At 70.0% G+C, this 18,570-nt stretch carries 18 protein-coding genes; 12 read left to right on the forward strand and 6 right to left on the reverse strand.

The window, feature by feature from the left end:
* Positions 1-90: 90 nt before the first annotated feature.
* The gene (locus E0W80_RS06465) at positions 91-2,064 is read right to left on the reverse strand and encodes a YhgE/Pip family protein (RefSeq protein WP_131491779.1); all 1,974 of its coding nucleotides are present in this window, start codon (positions 2,062-2,064) and stop codon (positions 91-93) included.
* Entirely contained in the window at positions 2,061-4,916 is a 2,856-nt protein-coding gene (locus tag E0W80_RS06470) for an efflux RND transporter permease subunit (protein WP_131491780.1), read from the reverse strand. Before E0W80_RS06470 ends, E0W80_RS06465 begins: the two co-directional genes overlap by 4 nt.
* Positions 4,917-5,047: 131 nt before the next feature.
* Here E0W80_RS06470 and E0W80_RS06475 point away from each other — a divergent pair, with 131 nt between their 5' ends.
* Positions 5,048-5,671, forward strand: coding sequence for a TetR/AcrR family transcriptional regulator (locus tag E0W80_RS06475; RefSeq protein ID WP_047520733.1), 624 nt, complete (start codon positions 5,048-5,050; stop codon positions 5,669-5,671).
* 97 nt (positions 5,672-5,768) lie between these two features.
* Here E0W80_RS06475 and E0W80_RS06480 read toward each other — a convergent pair whose 3' ends face one another.
* A complete protein-coding gene (locus E0W80_RS06480; RefSeq protein ID WP_131491781.1) occupies positions 5,769-6,752 on the reverse strand; it encodes an o-succinylbenzoate synthase in 984 nt (327 codons plus the stop codon).
* 129 nt (positions 6,753-6,881) lie between these two features.
* On the opposite strand from E0W80_RS06480, the gene E0W80_RS06485 reads away from it, so the two are divergent.
* The 11 genes from E0W80_RS06485 to E0W80_RS06535 all read left to right on the forward strand — a co-directional run bounded on the left by E0W80_RS06485 (position 6,882) and on the right by E0W80_RS06535 (position 16,527).
* Positions 6,882-7,214 carry a PadR family transcriptional regulator gene (locus E0W80_RS06485; RefSeq protein WP_047520874.1) on the forward strand — a complete coding sequence of 111 codons (333 nt, stop codon included), beginning with the start codon at positions 6,882-6,884 and terminating at the stop codon, positions 7,212-7,214.
* Position 7,215: 1 nt separating this feature from the next.
* Positions 7,216-8,214: a permease prefix domain 1-containing protein gene (locus tag E0W80_RS06490; protein WP_131491782.1), complete on the forward strand. Its 999-nt coding sequence runs from the start codon at positions 7,216-7,218 to the stop codon at positions 8,212-8,214.
* Positions 8,215-8,261: 47 nt separating this feature from the next.
* Positions 8,262-9,182 (forward strand): 1,4-dihydroxy-2-naphthoyl-CoA synthase, encoded by a 921-nt coding sequence (locus E0W80_RS06495; protein WP_131491783.1) that lies wholly within the window; start codon positions 8,262-8,264, stop codon positions 9,180-9,182.
* Between the two features lie 13 nt (positions 9,183-9,195).
* On the forward strand, positions 9,196-10,350 hold the full coding sequence (locus tag E0W80_RS06500) for an AMP-binding protein (protein ID WP_205802313.1): 1,155 nt from the start codon (positions 9,196-9,198) through the stop codon (positions 10,348-10,350).
* 35 nt (positions 10,351-10,385) lie between these two features.
* Complete coding sequence (locus tag E0W80_RS06505) at positions 10,386-11,177, forward strand: class I SAM-dependent methyltransferase (protein ID WP_131491784.1); 792 nt, start codon at positions 10,386-10,388, stop codon at positions 11,175-11,177.
* 61 nt (positions 11,178-11,238) lie between these two features.
* Positions 11,239-12,417, forward strand: coding sequence for a histidine kinase (locus tag E0W80_RS06510; protein ID WP_047520744.1), 1,179 nt, complete (start codon positions 11,239-11,241; stop codon positions 12,415-12,417).
* Positions 12,414-13,049, forward strand: a complete 636-nt coding sequence (locus E0W80_RS06515) for a response regulator transcription factor (protein ID WP_047520746.1) — start codon at positions 12,414-12,416, stop codon at positions 13,047-13,049. Before E0W80_RS06510 ends, E0W80_RS06515 begins: the two co-directional genes overlap by 4 nt.
* Positions 13,050-13,141: 92 nt before the next feature.
* Entirely contained in the window at positions 13,142-13,903 is a 762-nt protein-coding gene (locus E0W80_RS06520; protein WP_047520748.1) for an ABC transporter ATP-binding protein, read from the forward strand.
* Positions 13,900-15,360: an ABC transporter permease gene (locus E0W80_RS06525; RefSeq protein ID WP_131491785.1), complete on the forward strand. Its 1,461-nt coding sequence runs from the start codon at positions 13,900-13,902 to the stop codon at positions 15,358-15,360. The genes E0W80_RS06520 and E0W80_RS06525 overlap by 4 nt, the downstream gene beginning before the upstream one ends.
* A gap of 18 nt (positions 15,361-15,378) precedes the next feature.
* Positions 15,379-16,038, forward strand: coding sequence for a 2-phosphosulfolactate phosphatase (locus E0W80_RS06530; RefSeq protein WP_131491786.1), 660 nt, complete (start codon positions 15,379-15,381; stop codon positions 16,036-16,038).
* Between the two features lie 66 nt (positions 16,039-16,104).
* The gene (locus E0W80_RS06535; protein WP_047520759.1) at positions 16,105-16,527 is read left to right on the forward strand and encodes a DUF3054 domain-containing protein; all 423 of its coding nucleotides are present in this window, start codon (positions 16,105-16,107) and stop codon (positions 16,525-16,527) included.
* A 7-nt stretch (positions 16,528-16,534) separates the two neighbouring features.
* Here E0W80_RS06535 and E0W80_RS06540 read toward each other — a convergent pair whose 3' ends face one another.
* The 3 genes from E0W80_RS06540 to E0W80_RS06550 form a co-directional block, all read right to left on the reverse strand.
* A complete protein-coding gene (locus E0W80_RS06540; RefSeq protein WP_047520761.1) occupies positions 16,535-17,023 on the reverse strand; it encodes a SprT-like domain-containing protein in 489 nt (162 codons plus the stop codon).
* A gap of 46 nt (positions 17,024-17,069) precedes the next feature.
* A complete protein-coding gene (locus E0W80_RS06545) occupies positions 17,070-17,597 on the reverse strand; it encodes a hypothetical protein (protein WP_047520763.1) in 528 nt (175 codons plus the stop codon).
* A gap of 111 nt (positions 17,598-17,708) precedes the next feature.
* Complete coding sequence (locus E0W80_RS06550; protein WP_131491787.1) at positions 17,709-18,569, reverse strand: fused MFS/spermidine synthase; 861 nt, start codon at positions 18,567-18,569, stop codon at positions 17,709-17,711.
* Between the last annotated feature and the right edge of the window lies 1 nt (position 18,570).

Below are 18,570 nucleotides of genomic sequence, written 5' to 3' on the forward strand. Positions count from 1 at the left end.
GCGAAAACGGAGACCGAAACACTCCGGCCCGGCGAGTCATGAATCGACGCGCCGGACCGGGAGCGGATGGTCTCCGTTTTCGCAGGGTGCTCAGGCCGTGGCGATGACCGCCCGCGCCGAAGTGGTCCGTCGGAGGGCGACGGCGAGGGTCGTGGCCACGAGCGACAGCACGCCCCACACGACCAGGGCTGCGACCGCGGAGCCGCTCGCGGTGATCAGTCCTGCGAAGGCCGGAGCGGTGGGCAGGACCGCGCCGAGTCCGGCCAGCCAATCGGGCACGGTGGAGATCAGACCCGTGGCGACCGCGAGCACACCGACGAGCGCCGAGATCCAGCGCCCCACACCGCCGAACAGTGCGACGAGTGCCTGGTTCACAGCGGCGAACACCACGCCGGCGAGCACGGCTGTGCCGGCGAAGGCCCACCAGGCGGGGGCGTCGTAGCTCGCGACGATCTGCACGATCAACGACACCAGTAGGCCCTGCCCTGCCCCGATCAGAGCAGCGGGTGCGAAGGCGCGCAACGTGAGCGTGGCAGACGAGCGTCGTGAGGTGAGGGTGCGGGCGGTGTGGGCGCGCATGACGAGGAAGGTCGCGAGTCCGCCGAACCACAGCACGACCGCGGCGAGCAGCGGGATCGCGGTCGGGCCGAAGATCGTGTCCATCGACGAGCTCGACGACACCGGATCGGCGATCACCGAGGCGAGGGACTTCGACTCGCTGTCGCTGAACGAGGGGAGTGAGTCGGAGGCCGTGCGCAGCCCGCCCGCGAGATCACCCGTACCGGTGGCCAGCGTGTCGAGCCCGGTCGAGAGCTCGGTGGCACCGTCGGCGAGGGCGGTGGCGCCGGTCGACAGCTGGGTGGCTCCGGAGGCGATGCCCCGCGCGCCCGTGGCGGAAGCGCTGATGCCCTGATCCGCGAGCTGGGTGAGCCCGGACGACAGCTGCGTGACACCGGCGCCGGCTTGGGACATCTGCCCGGCGAGGGTCGAGAACGTCCCCGGAAGCGCGGCGACTCCGGCGGCGACCTTCTTGCTGTTCAGGATGCCGGAGGCCGTGCCGGCGTCCGTCGCCACGGTTCCTGCCTCCGCGGCCAGGTCGGAGAGCTGCTGGCATTCCGCCGGGTCCGAGACCGGGGGCGTGCAGGCCGCGGCTGCTGCGGCCCCGAGCTTCTGAGCGAGGTCGGCCGAGCCGCTCGCGGCCGCTTGCGCCGACGAGGACGCGCTCTGAATCGCGCCGACCAGTTGCTTCGAGTCCTCGGCTCCGGACTGGAGCTGAGATGCCCCGGCTGTCAGCCCCGACCCGATCTGCGCAGCACCCGCGGCGGCATCCCGCGTCTTGCCCGCGATCGTGTCGAGTCCCGTGGCGAGTGACGATGCGCCGGTGCTCAGTTCTCCCGCACCGGAAGCGAGTTGGGTGGCGCCGTCGGGGATCGCGGCGGCTCCGATCGCGGCATCCCGCGCTCCGTTCGCGAGCTTCAACGCACCATCCGCCGCCTCGCCGATCTGGTCGCCGATCGTTGTGAAGCCGACCAGGATGTTCTCGGTCGTGGCCTCGGAGAGCATGGTGCCCATGCTCGAGGCGGCGACGTCGGCGATCTGGCCCGTGATGAGGTCATCGGCGACGAGGCCGTCGTCGGGTGTGGTCACGGTGATCGTGGCCTGCTCGGCCTTCCCGCCGCCGTCCGAGATCGCGGTGCCCGCGGAGGTGGCGGCTGCGGAGAACTCCTCCGGGATCGTGATGACGGCCTGGTAGGTGCCGTCGGCGAGTCCGTCGGTGGCGTCGTCCTGGTTGGAGATGACCCAGGTGAGGTTCGAGTCCAGGTCGTCCGATCCTTCGACCAGGCCCGAGGCGAGCTGGCGTCCGAGCGGGGTCACCTGCCCGTCGATGGTCACCGGATCGTCGAGGTTGACGATCGCCGCGGTCATCGAGTCCAGACGCTCGGTCGGGTTCTGCAGGGCCGCGACCAGGATGCCGCCGACCGCGGCAGGCAGGAGCAGCACTCCGAGAATCGTGAGCCACGTGATGGGTTTGCGGGAGCGGGCGCGCTCGATGGGGAGGGTCATGCGGTCACCTCGGTGGCTTTCGTCGTGTCGTCTTCAGGCCGAGGCCCCCGTTCTTCGTCGGCACCCCCGTCTGGATGCGGTGACTCGAGGGGGTGTCGACGCTCGGCGGGGGTGTCGACGGAGAGAAGCTCGGGGGCGGGACGGCCCGCGGCGGCGAGGAGGTCGCGCGCGACCTCGGGCGCGGTGGTCGTGAGGATCACGGCGATCGCAGCATCCGCATCCCGGAGTCGGGCGGCGATCTGATCGCGAGCGGCGAGGGGGAGCCTCTCGACGCCGTCGATCACGACCACCGCGGGTCGATCGCGCAGCGCCTCGGAGAGCTCGGATGCCGGGACCCCGGCATCCGTCGCGATCAAGGCGCCGACGTGTGCGCGCACCCAGGCCGCGCGTCCTGGCAGCAGATGCCCCGCCACCCGGAGGCGTCCCGCGTCAGGCGTCACCCGTCCTGCGATCGTCAGCGCCAGCGCACGCAACGCGGCACCGGAGCTCCCGGTCAGCAGCAGCGCTCCGCCCGGACGGACCCGGAGGTGCAGTCCGTCGATCCCGGCCTCCGTCAGCACGAGGTCGTCGGCGGCGACGATCGAACCGTCTCCCGGCCAGGCAGCGAGGTGCCGCTCGCGTTCCACCGCCTCGCCCTCGACGTCGACGCGGGGGAGGACCTTCTCCAGCCAGGCCGGGAGCTCCCAGGCGCGCTCGCCGAGGATGGCCATCAGCGCGGGGATCAAGGTCATGCGCACCAGGAAGGCATCGATCGCGATCCCGGCCGCGAGGCCCAGGGCGATGGGTTTGAGCGACGAGTCGCCCTCGGGGACGAACGCCACGAAGACGGCGAACATGATGAGGCCGGCCGCCGTGACCACCTTCGCCGACCCGGTGAACCCGCTGCGAACGGTGCGCAATGCGGCAGCGCGCCGCGTCGCCCGGTCGGGGCTCTTGGAGTCCGGGTCGTGCACGAAGTCCTCCCGCATGCGCGAGACGAGGAAGACCTGGTAGTCCATCGCGAGTCCGAACAGCACGCCCATCAGGATGATCGGCATGAAGCTGATGATGGGCCCGACCCGGGCGACGTGCAGGAGGTCGGCGAACCAGCCCCATTCGAACACGGCCCCGACGACGCCGAACGCCGCCACGATCGAGAGCAGGTATCCGGCGGCCGCGGTGATCGGCACCCACAGCGAGCGGAACACGATGGTCAGCAGGATGAGGGAGAGGCCGATCACGAAGATGCCGAACGGCAACAGGGCATTGCCGAGCTGATCGGAGATGTCGATGCCGACGGCGGTGAAGCCGGTGACCTTGAGGTCGATGCCGAACTCGTCGAACCACTCGTCGTGATGGCTGCGCAGTTCGCGGACGAGGTCGGCGGTCGCCGGGTCGTCCGGCGCCGTCTCCGGGATGATCTGGACGATGCCGGTGTCAGCGGTCTCGTTCGGCGTCGCGAGGGCGACTTCCTTGACGCCGGGCACCTTCGCGACGGCATCCCCGAGGTCTTCCATCAAGGTGAGCGGGTCGGTGGACGTGACGATCGTGCCCGTGAGGATCAGCGGGCCGTTGAATCCGGGTCCGAATTCCTCAGCGACGAGGTCGTAGTTCTGACGCGCTTCCGAGTCCTTCGGCAGCACCCCGGCGTTCGGGAGGGCGAGGTTCAGGCTGAGGGCGGGGATGGCCACGATGCCGAGGCCGATCACCACGGCGAGGGAGACGAGGAGGGGGCGCTTGGTGACACCGTTCACCCAGCGGGCACTGCCCTTGGCGCGGGCGGGAGCCGCGGGCGCGCTGTCGGGGTCGTCGCTCGCGTCCGTCTTCTTGGGCTTCGGTGCGCGCTTCGGCCGACCGGCCACTCTGCCCTTCATGAATCCGAGGAGCGCGGGGGTGAGGGTGACCGCGATCGCGACCGCGACGGCCACGGCGACCGAGGCGGCGATGCCCATGGTCGTCAGGAACGGGATGCCGGCGAAGCCGAGTCCGATCAGGGCGATGAGCACGGTGACGCCCGCGAACACCACGGCGGAGCCAGCCGTCCCGACGGCGCGCGACGCGGACTCCTCCGGATCGACGCCCTCGCGCACCTGATCCTGATGCCGCGCCATGATGAACAGTGCGTAGTCGATGCCGACCGCGAGCCCGAGCATGAGCGCCAGCAGCGGCGTGGTGGAGGAGACCGTGGCGAAGGCCGTCGCCGTGAAGATGCCTGCCATCGAGATGCCGACGCCGAGGATCGCCGTGAGGAGGGGAAGACCGGCGACGACGAATGAGCGGAAGGTGACGATCAGGACCAGCAGCGCGATGAGCAGACCGACCGCCTCGGTGAGCGTGACGCCCGGGATCGAGATCGCGAAGAGGTCGCCGCCGAGGGAGGTCTGTGCGCCGTCCGGGAGCTCGGAGTCCAGGTCGCCCACGACGGTGCGCAGTGCCTCTTTCGTGTCGTCCGAGACATCCGTGGACTCACCGTCGAACTGCACACGAACGATCGCCGCGGTGTCGTCGTCGTTGATCATCCCGCTGACCATCTCGTCGTACGGCGAGGTGGCCGCGAGGACACCGTCGAGGTCCGCGAGTTCGTCGACGGCCTCTTCGATGTGGTCGCGGTAGTCGTCATCCGTGACCTGATCGCCGTCGGCGGCCACCACGATGAACTGCGCGTTCGTGCCGCTCACCTGGGGGAAGGACCGGGAGAGCTGCTCCAGACCTGCCTGGGACTCGGTTCCGGGGATGGAGAAGGTGTTGTCCGTACCTGCGCCGAGCACGAGGGCACCGGCACCGGCGATGCCGAGCGCGAGGAGCCAGGACACGAGGACTCGCCACGGGTGACGGAACGACCAACGTCCGAGTGAGGACAGGAGTGTGGACACGCGTTCCTCCGAAGGGTGCGGGGTGGATACACAGGTGTATCCGATACATAGATGTATCGTAAGGTGACCCGCGCGGGTGAGTCTGTGTGCGGGGTGTGAATCGTGCGAGAGTGAAGGGTCAGGAGGTTTCGATGTCGACACCCGCAACCCGTAGTCGCGAGAACACGCGTGCCCGTCTACTGGAGGCGGCGGCGCAGGTCTTCGCCGAAGTCGGACTCGACGGTGCCTCCGTCGAGGCGGTCTGCGAGCGTGCAGGGTTCACTCGCGGCGCGTTCTACTCGAACTTCGAATCCAAGGACGAGCTCTTCCTGATGCTGGCGGCCAGCGTCTCCGAGGTGCGTGTGAGCGCGGTGCGTGCGCGTGTCGAGCAGCTCACCGCGGACGGCGCGCTCGCCGAGGGATGCGACCCCATCGAGCTCGTCCAGCAGATCATGGAGCTCGGAGGCGATGACCGCCTCGGCGTGATGCTGATGAGCGAGATCCGTATCCGTGCACTGCGTGACCCGGAGTTCGGCGCGGCCTATCTCGTTCAGGAGAGCGAGATGGTCGGGAGCATCGCGCAGATCATCGAGGACATCGTGTCGGCGGGGCCGTTGCAGTTGCGTCTGCCTGCGGAGACAGCGGCGCGGATGCTCATGATCCTCTGGGAGGGCATGACCGTGCGCGGTGCGATGGCAGGGCTCGACGACGCGCAGCTGCGGCATTCGGGCAGCGAGCAGCTCGGACGGCTCGTGCAGCTGTTCATCGAGTTGTAGCGGTCCCGGCCGCTCGTTCAATCCTCGGCCGACACGCCAGATGCCGGACCGTACCCGCGGAAGCGCCCGAGATCTGGCGTGTCGGCGGTGCCCCGGGTCAGTGCGCGGCGGCGGACAGCTCGTAGTGGCAGCGGGCGAGGCGGGCGAGCCACCATTCGCGTCGTTCGTCCGAGGCGGCGAGGCGGCTGAGTGCTTCCGCGTCCGGGGTCACGCGTCCGACCGGGATCGAGCCATCGACCGGACGCAGGTCGGCCACGTCGTCGAGGAACAGCGACGCCGTGCCGAGCCCGCAGTCATAGTCCAGCGTCGGAAGGGCGGCGGCGAGCGCGGCTCCCTGGGACAGGCCGATCGCGGTGTCCAGCGCGCTCGAGACCACGACCGGGAGCCCAGCAGCCGTGACGATCTGCAGGGCGTGCGTGATGCCGCCCAGCGGCTGGGCCTTGATCACGAGGAGGTCGGCGGCACCGGCGCGGGCGACCGCGAGTGGATCGGAGGACTTCCGCACGCTCTCATCTGCTGCCACCGGGATGCCCATGTACTTCACGCGCGTGCGGAGTTCCGTGAGCTCCGGAACCGTCGCGCAGGGCTGCTCGACGTATTCCAGGTCGTATTCACCGAGGGCGTGCACCGCGTGCTCGGCCTCGTCGACGTTCCAGGCGCCGTTCGCGTCGACCCGGATGCGTCCCTCGGGCCCCATCGCCTCGCGCACCGCCCGGACGCGTGCCACATCCTCGGTGAGGGTCTGCCCCGGCTCGGCGACCTTGACCTTGGCCGTGCGGCACCCCGTGAACCGCGACAGCAGCTCAGCCACGCGGTCGGCCTCGATCGCCGGGACGGTCGCGTTCACGCCGATCCGATCACGGAGCGGTTCAGGCTGGGGGCGCCAGGCGAAGTCGATCGCCGCGGCGAGCCAGGTCGAGGCCTCGACGTCGTCGTACTCGACGAACGGTGAGAACTCCGCCCAGCCTTCCGGTCCTTCGAAGAGGAGCGCTTCTCGCACATCGACGCCGCGGAAGCGACTGTGCAGGGGGAGGGCGACGACCCTGGCCGAGTCGAGCAGGTCTGCGAGCGGCGGGATCATGTGCCCATTCTGCTCCGTGGAGCATGCGGGCCGGTGTTCGTCGTCCGGGTGAGTCGTCAGGTCGGCATCGCGCTTCGATTGTCGATGTGCCATTGCCAATAGTGTGCGTCACACAGTAATGTGTTCGACATGAACGAGACGCTCGATACGCACCTGCAGGAACTGAGGCGCGGCACGGTGGTGCTCGCCTGCCTGCAGCTGCTGCGTGCGCCGGGGTACGGCTACTCGCTTCTCGAGCAACTCGAGCGCCGCGGCTTCGCGACGGACGCCAACACGCTGTATCCGCTGCTTCGCCGTCTGGAGAAGCAGGAGTACCTCACGAGCGAGTGGAACACCGAGGAAGCCAGGCCGCGCAAGTTCTACCGCACCTCCGAAGCAGGCATCCGGCTGGCCGACACCCTCACCGACGAATGGCGGTCACTCACGACCGCGATCACCTCTCTCACCACAGAGGAGAACTGACATGACCACGACGACCACGCTCACGGAGCGGTACATCAGTGCCACGATCCGCAGTCTCCGTCCCGACGCCCAGGACGACGTCCGTGCAGAGCTCGAGGCCTCCATCGCCGATGCGATCGAGGCGCGGGTGGACCAGGGCGACGCACCGGAGGATGCCGAGCGCGCGGTGCTCACCGAGCTCGGCGACCCCGGCGTCCTCGCCGCCGGCTATGCGGATCGCCCGCTGTACCTCATCGGTCCGCGGTTCTACCTGACCTGGTGGCGGCTGCTCAAGCTGCTGCTGATCATCGTTCCGGTCTGCGTCTTCGGAGCGGTCGCCCTCGGGCAGACCATCGCGGGTGCTCCGGTCGGCGAGATCATCTCCTCATCGATCCTTGCCGCCGGGGGCGCGATCCTCCACATCTGCTTCTGGACCACTTTGGTGTTCGTCATCCTCGATCGCACCGACAGCGCGACGGCGATCGAGAAGTGGGACCTCGACCAGCTCCCGGAGCCGAGCGAGAACGGTGTGGCGGGGCGGAACGATCTGATCGCATCGCTCGTCTTCCTCGGGATCTCCGTCGGCGCGCTCCTCTGGGACCGTTTCCGAGGCTTCGTCATCGTGGACGGCACCGTCGTGCCGATCGTCGATCCACAGTTGTGGCCCTGGGGGATCAGCGTCCTGTTCCTCCTGATCGCCGCGGAGGCGGTGTTCGCCGTCGTGCTGTTCCGCACGAGACGGTGGACGATCGGCCTGGCTGTGGTGAACACGATCCTCGCGCTGATGTTCCTTCTCTGGGTCGTCGCCCTCCTGCTCACGAACCAGCTCGTGAATCCGGACTTCCTCGCGCGGATCGCAGCTGCGGGCGGCGAGGGTTTCGCCGCGGGGCAGGCGGCATCCGCCGACGAGGGTGGCGTCTTCCGCATCCTCGCCGTGCTGTTGGGGTTCGGCTTCGCGATCGGTGTCGGCTGGGACATCGTCGACGGCTGGATCAAGACGGTTCGCGCACGCCGCGCCTGACATCACGGAATCCCGTACCGAGCGGGCCGAGGAATAGGCTGGATGTCGTGACCAGTGCATTCGTCTCCGACCTCTTCGACCCGGCCGAATGGGTGCTCGCGCCCGGGGCCGAAAGCTACACCGACATCACTGCGCACGTCTCGCACGACGGCGGAGTCGCACGCATCGCCTTCAACCGTCCGGAGGTGCGCAACGCGTTCCGCCCGCACACCGTCGACGAGCTCTACCGTGCCCTCGACATCGCCCGGCAGGATGCCCGCATCGGCGCGGTGCTGCTCACCGGAAACGGCCCGAGCCCGAAAGACGGCGGCTGGGCGTTCTGCTCCGGTGGCGACCAGCGCATCCGCGGTCGTGACGGCTACAAGTACTCGGACGCCGAGACGGCGGTCGTCGACGGTGCGAGTCGTGCCGCGGTCGGTCGTCTGCACATCCTCGAGGTGCAGCGCCTCATCCGCTTCATGCCCAAGGTCGTCATCGCCGTCGTCCCCGGGTGGGCAGCAGGAGGCGGGCACTCGCTGCACGTGGTCTGCGACCTCACGATCGCATCCGCGGAGGAGGCCCGCTTCAAGCAGACGGACGCCGATGTCGGCAGCTTCGACGCCGGCTACGGGTCTGCATACATGGCCCGCCAGACCGGTCAGAAGTTCGCGCGTGAGGTGTTCTTCCTCGCCGAGGAGTACTCCGCGCAGCGCGCGTACGAGATGGGCGCCGTGAATCGTGTGGTCCCGCATGCCGAACTCGAACGCGAAGCGCTGAAGATGGCCCGCACCGTGCTCACGAAATCGCCCACGGCGATCCGCATGCTGAAGTTCGCCTTCAATGCCGTCGACGACGGTCTGGTCGGACAGCAGGTGTTCGCCGGGGAGGCGACCCGCCTGGCCTATGGCACCGATGAAGCCGTCGAGGGCCGCGACTCGTTCCTCGAGAAGCGCGACCCCGACTGGTCTTCCTTCCCCTGGCACTACTGAGCCGGAGAGCAGCATGGTCGCACTGATCCCGACGGATGCCGAAGACCCGGCACAGCTGCGGGATGCCCTGGAACGCGCGTTCGACGGCGGCCCCGCCCTGGGACTCGGGATGGTCGCCGGAGCGCCCGAGGGGGTGGCCGACGGAATCGCGGCCGTCATCGCGACGTCCGGGTCGAGCGGGATCCCGAAGCGAGTCGCGCTCAGCGGTGAGGCGTTGCGGGCGAGCGCCGAGGCCACCGCGGCGCGGATCGGCAGCGGACGTTGGCTGCTCGCCCTCCCCGCCGGCTATGTCGCGGGGCTGCAGGTGCTCGTGCGCTCGATCCTCGCCCGCACCCAGCCGACGCGGATCGAGGGCCGCTTCTCGCCGGAGTCCTTCGCTCAGGCGACCTTCGAGATGATGCGCCCTTCGTCGCCGTCGGGCATCCCCGACCTCTACACCTCGCTGGTCCCGGCCCAGGTCGCGACGCTGCTCGATGCGGCGGAGGACACGGCGGTCCGCGCCGCGCTCACGGCGTATCGAGCGATCCTCGTCGGTGGGCAGGCGCTCCCGGAGCCCCTCCGCGAGCGGGCAGCCGACCTCGGAGTGCGTCTGGTGCGCACCTACGGCTCGACGGAGACCAGCGGCGGGTGCGTCTACGACGGTGTGCCGCTCGACACCGTGGGCGTGCGCGTGGTCGACGGCGAGCTGCGTCTCGCGGGTCCCATGCTCGCCGAAGGGTACCTCGGCGACGGGTCGCTGACGGCCCGGACGTTCGTCCACGACGAGCACGGGATCCGCTGGTACCGCACCGGCGACCTGGGCCTGGTGGAGGAGGGGATCGTGCGTGTGCACGGCAGAGCGGACAATGTGATCGTCTCGGGCGGGATCAACATCTCGCTCGATCGGGTGGAGCGCATCGTCCGTCGGATCGCGGGACTTCACGAGGCCGTGGTGGTCGGCGTGGAAGACGAGCGCTGGGGGGAGGCCTCGGTGATCGTCGCAGTCCGCGGCGAGGTCCTGCGGCGCAGCGAGTCCGAGCAGCTCGCCCACGCGCGCGACGCCGTCGAAGACGAGCTCGGCAGGCACGCACGTCCGGCCCGCCTGATCCTCGTGGACGAGATCGACGTCCTCCCGTCCGGGAAGCCCGACCGCGAGGCGATCCGGCGCGCCGTCGTCGAGTTGCACTGAGTGTCGCTGCCCTGCGCTCTGCCAGACTGAGCCGCATGGCCTCGTACACGCATGGACACCATGAATCCGTCCTCCGCTCGCACAACACGCGCGACATCGCGAACTCCGCGGCCTATCTTCGCCCACACCTCACCGCGGCGACGCGGCTTCTCGACGTCGGGGCGGGGCCGGGCACCATCACCGCCGACTTCGCCGGGATCGTCGCCCACGTCACCGCGACCGAGATCGATGAGAACGCACTGTCCCTGTCACGCGACCTCGCCGGCGAACGGGGCCTGACGAACCTCGCCTTCTCGATCGAGGACGTGCACGCCCTGAGCTTCCCCGATGCCTCCTTCGACGTCGTGCACGCGCACCAGGTGCTGCAGCATGTCGGCGACCCGGTGCAGGCACTGCGGGAGATGCGCCGAGTGACCGCTCCGGGTGGCATCGTCGCCGCTCGCGATGCGGACTACGCGGGCTTCATCTGGTTCCCGATCCTGCCCGAACTCGACCGCTGGCTGACGCTGTACCAGGCAGCCGCGCGGGCGAACGGCGGGGAGCCCGATGCCGGACGACGACTGTTGGCCTGGGCGCGCGCCGCGGGCTTCGAGGAGGTCACGGCGACGGCGTCCACCTGGTGCTACGCATCTCCGTCCGAGCGTGCGTGGTGGGGCGGGATGTGGGCCGACCGCATCCTCGAGTCGGCGCTCGCACGGCAGCTCGTCGACAGCGACCTGGCGACGCGGGCCGAGCTGCAGGAGATCAGCGACGCCTGGAAGCGCTGGGCCGATGACGGCGACGGCTGGTACCTCGTGCCGCACGGAGAGATCATCGCCCGCGTGTGACGAGCCGGGGATACATCCTGCGACGGATGCCCGCCCCCAGACCCTCGCGTAGCGTGGGGGAGTGATCCGCCCCCTGTCCCGCACGGCGCTGATCCTCGACATCGTCGGGGCGGCGCTGCTCTTCCTCGTCTTCGTCCCGATGTCGATCGTGTTCTACGGTCCGGGCACCGGGAACAGCGCGCTCGGGGGCGCGGCGGTCGTGGCCGTGGTCTTCGCCGCCGTCCTGATGTTCGGCGGTGTCGCGATCGGGCGACTCGCGCCCGGGCTCGCCCTCGCCGCCGCGTGGGCGGGCGCGATCCTCCAGATGCTGGCCGGATTCGGGCCGGTGCCGATCGACATCGCGATCCTGCTCGTGCTCTACGCCACGGCGGCCTGGGGTACTCGGCGTGTGCTCTGGTGGGGGTTCGGGTCCGCGCTTCTGGGCGGCCTCATCGCCGCGCTGTACATGGTGGTCGTCAACGGTGTCGCCTTCGGCACGAGCAGCGGCTGGGAGAAGGTGACGACGGGCACACTCCTGCTGGTGATCTCGGTCATGGCCCTCGGCTTCGCCTGGGTGTGCGGGTTGCTGTGGCGGGTCGTGCTGCGTGCGCGGCGCACCCGTGCGGCGCAGCTGCAGGCCGAGTCGCTCGCCATCGAGGAGCAGGAGCGGGTGCGCATCGCGCGGGACATGCACGACATCGTCGCCCACTCCCTGGCCGTCGTCATCGCGCAGGCGGACGGTGCACGGTATGCGGCAGCGGCGAAACCCGAGATGGCGACCGAGGCGCTCGGCACGATCGCGCAGACCGCGCGCGGAGCCTTGAGCGATGTGCGGATGCTGCTCACGCAGCTCCGGCACCGTCAGGGTGATGGTCCGCAACCGACCCTCGCCGACCTCGAAGCCCTGTTCGCGCAGGTCCGGCAGGCGGGAATCGAGCCGCGGGTCACGGTCGATCCCATGCCCCCGGGGGAGCCGCCCGGGGCCATCCAGCTCGCGGTGTACCGCATCCTGCAGGAGGCGCTCACGAACGCGATCCGGCACGGCGACGGCGCGGTCGACGTCCACCTCGCGTGGCTCGCGGACCGCGTCGACGTCGACGTGCGCAACACGGTGTCGCGCGACGCTGCCGTCGGTGTCGGGGGCCACGGCGTGATCGGGATGCGGGAGCGGGCGCAGCTCGTCGGCGGTAGTCTGCAAGCCGAGCGTCGAGGGGCGCAGTTCGTCGTCCATGCCACGCTTCCGATCGGAGCCGCCGAATGATCAGAGTCGTGCTCGTCGACGACCAGGCGCTGTTCCGTGCCGGTATCCGCATGCTCGTGGCTTCGCAGCCCGATCTCGAAGTGGTCGGCGAAGCGGGCGACGGGCGGGAGGCTCTCGAGGTCGTGCGGGCGACGCGGCCGGACGTGGTGCTGATGGACATCCGGATGCCGGTCATGGACGGGCTCACCGCGACGGCCGAGATCCTCGCCCGTCCGGAGCCTCCGCGCGTCGTCATGCTCACCACGTTCGACCTCGACGAGGCCGCCGCCCGGGCGATCCGGCAGGGTGCGAGCGGCTTCCTGCTCAAGGACGCCGATCCTGAGTTCCTGCTCGCCGCGATCCGCACGGTGCACTCCGGATCGAGCGTGATCGCGGCCGCGGCGACGCGCGACCTGTTCGCGCACTTCGCGGAAGCGCCGCGCCCGGTGCCTCCGCAGTACGACACGCTCACCGACCGCGAGAAGGAGATCTTCGCGCTCGCGGCACGTGGCTTGTCGAACGCCGAGATCGCCGGCCGGGAGTACCTCAGTGAGGCGACGGTGAAGACGCACATCAGCCGCATCCTCACCAAGCTCGTGCTGCGCGACCGGGTGCAGCTCGTGGTCTTCGCGTTCGAGCACGGCCTCGCCTGACCGTCGGTCGAGCACGGATCATCCTTGCGATGTACGCGGATGATCCGCCCGGGCGATGACCCGCAGGCAGCGACCGAAATAGCGTCGGAGGCATGGAGATCACGACCACCGACATGGGGCTCGCCGCCCGCGTCCAGCACCTGAAGAAGACCTACGGCTCGGGCGAGGGCACCGTCCGTGCGCTCGACGATGTCAGCGTGGGCATCCGCCGCGGACAGTTCACCGCGATCATGGGGCCCTCCGGCTCGGGGAAGTCCACCCTTATGCACATCATGGCGGGGCTCGACAGCCCCACGGAGGGCCGTGCGTGGATCGGCGACACCGAGATCACCGGGCTCGGTGACATCGACCTCACCATCCTGCGCCGCCGTCGCGTGGGCTTCATCTTCCAGGCGTTCAACCTCGTCCCCACGCTCGACGCACGTGCCAACATCATGCTGCCGTTCGAGCTCGACGGCCGGCGTCCGAGTGCGATCGAACGCGCCAGGATCGACGGTCTCATCGAGACCCTCGGCCTCGGCTCACGCCTGAACCACCGGCCCCATCAGCTGTCGGGCGGGCAGCAGCAGCGGGTCGCGATCGCCCGCGCTCTCGCCACCGCGCCCGACCTCGTGTTCGCGGATGAGCCCACCGGGAACCTCGACTCGAAGACAGGCCGAGAGGTGTTGCGTCTGCTCGCCACGGCGAGCCGGGAGCACGGGCAGTCCATCGCGATGGTCACGCATGACGCGATCGCCGCGAGTCACGCCGACCGCGTGCTGTACCTCGGAGACGGCCGCATCGTCGCGGACCACCCTCGGCAGACCGCGGAGGAGATCTCCGCGTACATGCTCGCCGCGGAGGTGGCCGCGTGACCGCCGTCGCGTCGGTCGTCCCCGAGAGTCGGGCGACCGGACCGCGTCTGGGCTGGCTGCGTGATCGCGGTATGGGGGCCAGCATCCTGGTGGCCGCACTGTCGGCCGCGTTCGGGGTGCTCCTCGTGGAGATCACCGCCTACATCGGCGCGGTCTTGCAGGCCGATCCGTTCATCGGCGACAGCGGGACGCTCGCGTTCGTCGTCGCGCTCCTGTCGGTGCTGCTGACGGTGGTCGCGATGTATGTCGCGGCGATCGTCACGGCGAACACCTTCTCGACGATCATCGCCGGGCGCACCCGGCAGATCGCTCTCCTCCGTCTGATCGGAGCGACGGCGCGCTCGCAGCGGGCCGAGGTGGGCACGCAGGGCCTCGTGGTCGGGCTGATCGGTGCGGGACTCGGCCTTCTCGCCGGACTCGTGCTGGCGGCGATCGGGGTCCAGGTCGGCGCCCAGTTCCTCGACAACGTCCCGACCTCCTTCTCCCTCGCGCAGCCGTTCGTGGCGCTTCCGGCGGTCGGTGTGGCGCTCACCACCTGGGCCGCAGCCTGGGCCGGCTCGCGACGCGTCCTCTCGGTGACCCCGCTGCAGGCCCTCGGCGGCGCCGTGGAGCGCACGCACGAAGAGGTCTCGGGCACGCAGGGACGACACATCGGCGCCTGGATCCTGCTCCTCACCGGTGCGGCACTGCTGGCCGGTGGGGTGGTGGTCGGCCTCATGACGCCCCTCGGCGTCGTGGTCGCCTTCTTCGGCGGGGTGCTCTCGTTCACCGGCCTGGCTCTCGGCTCCGTGCTGTTCATGCCGCCCGTGCTGCGGTTGGTGGGGCGGATGTTCGGGTCGAGCGCCACCGCGCGACTCGCCGCCGAGAACGCACTGCGGTATCCGGAGCGCTCGTCGCGGATGGCGATCGGCGTGGTGATGGGGGTGACCCTGGTGACGATGTTCGCCGTCGCGCTCGAGTCCGCGAAGCGTCTGATGATGAGCCAGGTCACGGGAGAGGTCCCCGACGAGTTCTTCGCCCCGATGGACGCCTTCGCCGCGATCATGATGGTGCTCGTGGCCGTCTCCGCCGTGATCGCCGCGGTCGGCCTCGTGAACCTGCTCACGATCGGTGTCGTGCAGCGCCGTCGCGAACTCGGTCTGCTGCGCTCGATCGGTCTGTCCAACGGGCAGGTGCGGCGGATGGTCCTCTTGGAGGCGACGCACATCACCGTCGCGGCGACGCTGACCGGACTCGTGCTGGGCGTCGTGTACGGCTGGATCGCCGCGCAGTCGCTCTTGGGATCCGTCCCGACCCTGCCCGACTTCGTCCCCGCCGGCCTCGTGGCACCGCAGATCCCGTGGATCCCGGTGGCGATCATCGTCGCCTCCACGGCCGTGCTCACCCTCGTGGCCGCGGCGACGCCCACCCGCCTGGCGACGCGGGTGGCTCCGGTGGAGGCGCTCGCGGCGGACTGACGCCTCTAGGCTGGTCGGATGCCGTCGCCGTTCGATCAGTCCACGTATCAGGTCCGTCTCGAGTGGGGAACCGCGGGCCTCGCCCGCCTCGCCCCCACCGACATCGTGGTGGTCGTGGACGTGCTGCGGTTCTCCTCCACGGTCATCGATGCGGTGGTGTCCGGCACGGAGGTCGGGCTGGCGGAGGCGGAGGGCTGGTCGCGGAACGGCGCGGCCGTGGCCGCGGCGGCAGCACCGGATGCGACCGTGCTGATCGGCGGTGTCCGCAACGCCTCTGCCGTGGCACGCGCGGTGCAGACGCTCCAGGAGCGGCGGCAGGCGCGTACCTCGGTCGCGATCATCGCCGCGGGGGAGGCCGACGCGGAGGGAACGCTGCGGTTCGCGGTCGAGGACCAGCTCGGCGCGGGGGCGATCGTCCTGGCGCTCTCGGATCGCGGCATCGATCACACGGCCCCGGACGCGGCGGTCGCCGCCGAGGGGTTCCGTGCCCTGCGAGGCGCCCTGCGGCACATGATCGGCGCGAGCGGGTCAGGGCGCGAGCTCGCCGGGGGCGTCGAGGCGACCACCCGCATCGAGGCAGCCGGTCTGGTGCCGACGTCGACGACGGACGCTGCCGTGCTCGACGCGGTCGACGTCGTCCCGGTGCTGCGGGCGGGGGCGTTCGTCCCGTTCGCCTGATCCCCCGGCACGGACTCGTGCGGCGAGGGAGGCTCCGGTTCGGCTCAGGGCACGTAGGGTCGTGGCATGAGGTACCTCCCCGCCGTCATCGTCGACATCGTGCTCGTGCTGGTCTTCGCGGCGATCGGCCGGGCCTCGCATGACGAGAACCCCGCCGGGTTCCTGCTCACCGCCTGGCCCTTCCTGATCGCGGTGCTCCTCGGGCATCTCCTCGCCGCTCTGCTCCCGGGCAGGCCGCGCCGCCCGTGGTCCGTGCTGTGGGGCGTGGTCGTGTGGATCGTGACGGTCGCAGGCGGAATGCTCATCCGCGTGCTCAGCGGTGACACCGCCGAGGTGCCGTTCATCATCGTCGCGACGCTGGTCCTCGGCGCGTTCCTCGTCGGCTGGCGCGGGATCGCGGCGTTGCTTCGCCGCCGACATGGCGCCGCCCCTCACCACGACCTCGCGGACTCGACCGAGCAGGGGGACTCAGGCGACCCGGTCACCTGAGTCGCAGTCAGCGCGGCATCTGCGCGGCGAGACGCACGTCGGACGAGATCTCGCGCCGCGTCCAGGCGAACAGGTGTCGGGCGTCGTAGGTGCGCGAACAGCGCGCGCAGGAAGTGGGGCGGGTCGGTCGGCGGTGGCGGTACGTCACGTGACCCGCGGGACAGCTTCCCACCCAGGGGGCGAGCTCGACGGCGGTCTCTCCGTGGTGCGTCGTGCCGCCGACGTATCCGAGGTCGCGGGCGACGCGCTTCCACGCCGGTCCGTGGGCCGCTGCGTGACCGGCGAGGGCGTGCGCGACCTCGTGCAGCAACACCTGGTGGATCTCGTCGTCATCGAACCGCGCGGCCAGATAGCGCGAGACCGTGATGCGCTGTTTCGTGTAGTCGCACTGCCCGGCACGGCGCTTGGCATTGTCGAAGCCGAAGGACCAGCTGTCATCGAGATGCAGCGTGATCAGTGCTTCGCCCCAGACGCGCACACGGTCGAGTTCCGCCATGCGATCAGGGTAAGCCATGCGACCGACATCGCGGTCGCGGGAGGACTCAGCCCGCGATGAGCTGTGAGGGACGATGCCGCTCGGCCGCTTCGATCGCGAGCAGCGCGGTCTCCAGTTCGCTGTCCTGTGCACCGGACTCGCGACGCAGGAACAGCGACTGCTTGAAGCTCTCCCGGGCGGTCTCGAAGTCCCCGGCGTCGTAGGCGTTCTTGCCGTGGTGCTGATACGCGAAGGCCGCGATCGACAGCCACCGTTGTCCCTCGGCCTCGGTCGCGCAGGTCGCCAGCTCCTGTTCGGCAGCAGCATGCGCTCCCCGATACTGCAGGATCGTCGCGTGCAGCACGCGAGCGCGGAGCACGTCCTTGCGGGTGCCGGCCATGCGCGCCTGGCGGACGGTCTCGTCGGCCAGCGCGAGCGCCTCATCCAGGCGGTCGAGCACTTTCAACAGCCAGACCCGCTCCAGCAGTGCGGGCAGGCTCCGCTGCCCCTCGATCTCCGCGAGACGGGTCGCGCACTCGTCGAGATCGACCACCTCGCGGAGGGTCTCCTGGTCGTATCCCCGGATGAAACTCATTGCTCTCCTTCCGCAGCGTCCCCGTCCAGTCTGCCTTCCGGTCGCGGGGTCGTCCCGGCGGCGCGCCCTGGTCGCCGCATCCGGCGTCGTCGCTGTGCCGGATAGGCCGGCTCAGCGCAGGAACAGCGAGGCGTCGGGACGCGGTGAGGCGACGGCATCCGCATCCGTGACGATGCGGGCGCCCTGGGTGAACGTCTCGACCTCGGCGCCTTGGGCGATCTTCGCGGGGTGGGGGCCGGCGGCGAGAATCCGCGGCAGCCATTCCGTCGGCAGGGGAGCGGCGGACGCCGCGATCACGAGGTTCCCGAATCGTCTGCCCTTGAGCACCTGGGTGTCGGCGAGCACGGCGACCTCCGGGAGGACCTCCGCGATCGTCGCCGTCTGGCGCCGGGCGAAGGCGAGGCCGGGACCGTCGGCGACGTTGACGAGGAGCACGCCGCCGGGAGCCAGCAGCTCCGCGAGCTCGCGGTAGAACTCGACGCTGGTGAGGTGTGCGGGCGTCTGTGCTCCCGAGTAGACGTCGGAGACGACGAGGTCGCAGTTCGTCCGCAGTGCGTTCGGGAGCTTCGTGACGCCCGCCCGCGCGTCGCCGATCCTGATCCGGATGGAGGCGCCCTTCGGCAGCGGGAGGTGCTCCCTGACCAGCTGTGCCAGCGGAGCCTCCAGCTCGATGACCTGCTGGCGGGAGCCGGGGCGCGTCGCTTCGATGTAGCGGGGGATCGTCATCGCGCCGGCGCCGAGGTGCACGGCGGTCAGCGGGCCTGCGGCGAGCTGGTCGATCACCGCCCCCATGCGCACGATGTACTCGAAGTGCAGGTGCGTCGGGTCGTCGAGGTCGACGTGCGACTGCGGGGTGCCGTCGACGATCAACTCGAAGCCCGTGGTGAACTCCGACGGCATGACACCGGCGATGCCGCCATGATCGAGTCGGGCCTGCGGGTGCTCGGTGTCGCGCGATCTCGTCCGGCCCATG

Origin of the sequence: Microbacterium sp. PI-1 (assembly GCF_004337555.1) — a bacterium.
GTDB lineage: Bacteria > Actinomycetota > Actinomycetes > Actinomycetales > Microbacteriaceae > Microbacterium > Microbacterium aurugineum.

Coding starts and splice junctions, on each gene's coding strand:
- E0W80_RS06490 (WP_131491782.1), top strand. CDS start 7,216: ATGACCACGACGACCACGCTCACGGAGCGGTACATCAGTGCCACGATC.
- E0W80_RS06545 (WP_047520763.1), bottom strand. CDS start 17,597: ATGAGTTTCATCCGGGGATACGACCAGGAGACCCTCCGCGAGGTGGTC.
- E0W80_RS06550 (WP_131491787.1), bottom strand. CDS start 18,569: ATGGGCCGGACGAGATCGCGCGACACCGAGCACCCGCAGGCCCGACTC.
- E0W80_RS06520 (WP_047520748.1), top strand. CDS start 13,142: ATGGAGATCACGACCACCGACATGGGGCTCGCCGCCCGCGTCCAGCAC.
- E0W80_RS06540 (WP_047520761.1), bottom strand. CDS start 17,023: ATGGCGGAACTCGACCGTGTGCGCGTCTGGGGCGAAGCACTGATCACG.
- E0W80_RS06530 (WP_131491786.1), top strand. CDS start 15,379: ATGCCGTCGCCGTTCGATCAGTCCACGTATCAGGTCCGTCTCGAGTGG.
- E0W80_RS06480 (WP_131491781.1), bottom strand. CDS start 6,752: ATGATCCCGCCGCTCGCAGACCTGCTCGACTCGGCCAGGGTCGTCGCC.
- E0W80_RS06500 (WP_205802313.1), top strand. CDS start 9,196: ATGGTCGCACTGATCCCGACGGATGCCGAAGACCCGGCACAGCTGCGG.
- E0W80_RS06465 (WP_131491779.1), bottom strand. CDS start 2,064: ATGACCCTCCCCATCGAGCGCGCCCGCTCCCGCAAACCCATCACGTGG.
- E0W80_RS06485 (WP_047520874.1), top strand. CDS start 6,882: ATGAACGAGACGCTCGATACGCACCTGCAGGAACTGAGGCGCGGCACG.
- E0W80_RS06475 (WP_047520733.1), top strand. CDS start 5,048: ATGTCGACACCCGCAACCCGTAGTCGCGAGAACACGCGTGCCCGTCTA.
- E0W80_RS06505 (WP_131491784.1), top strand. CDS start 10,386: ATGGCCTCGTACACGCATGGACACCATGAATCCGTCCTCCGCTCGCAC.
- E0W80_RS06535 (WP_047520759.1), top strand. CDS start 16,105: ATGAGGTACCTCCCCGCCGTCATCGTCGACATCGTGCTCGTGCTGGTC.
- E0W80_RS06515 (WP_047520746.1), top strand. CDS start 12,414: ATGATCAGAGTCGTGCTCGTCGACGACCAGGCGCTGTTCCGTGCCGGT.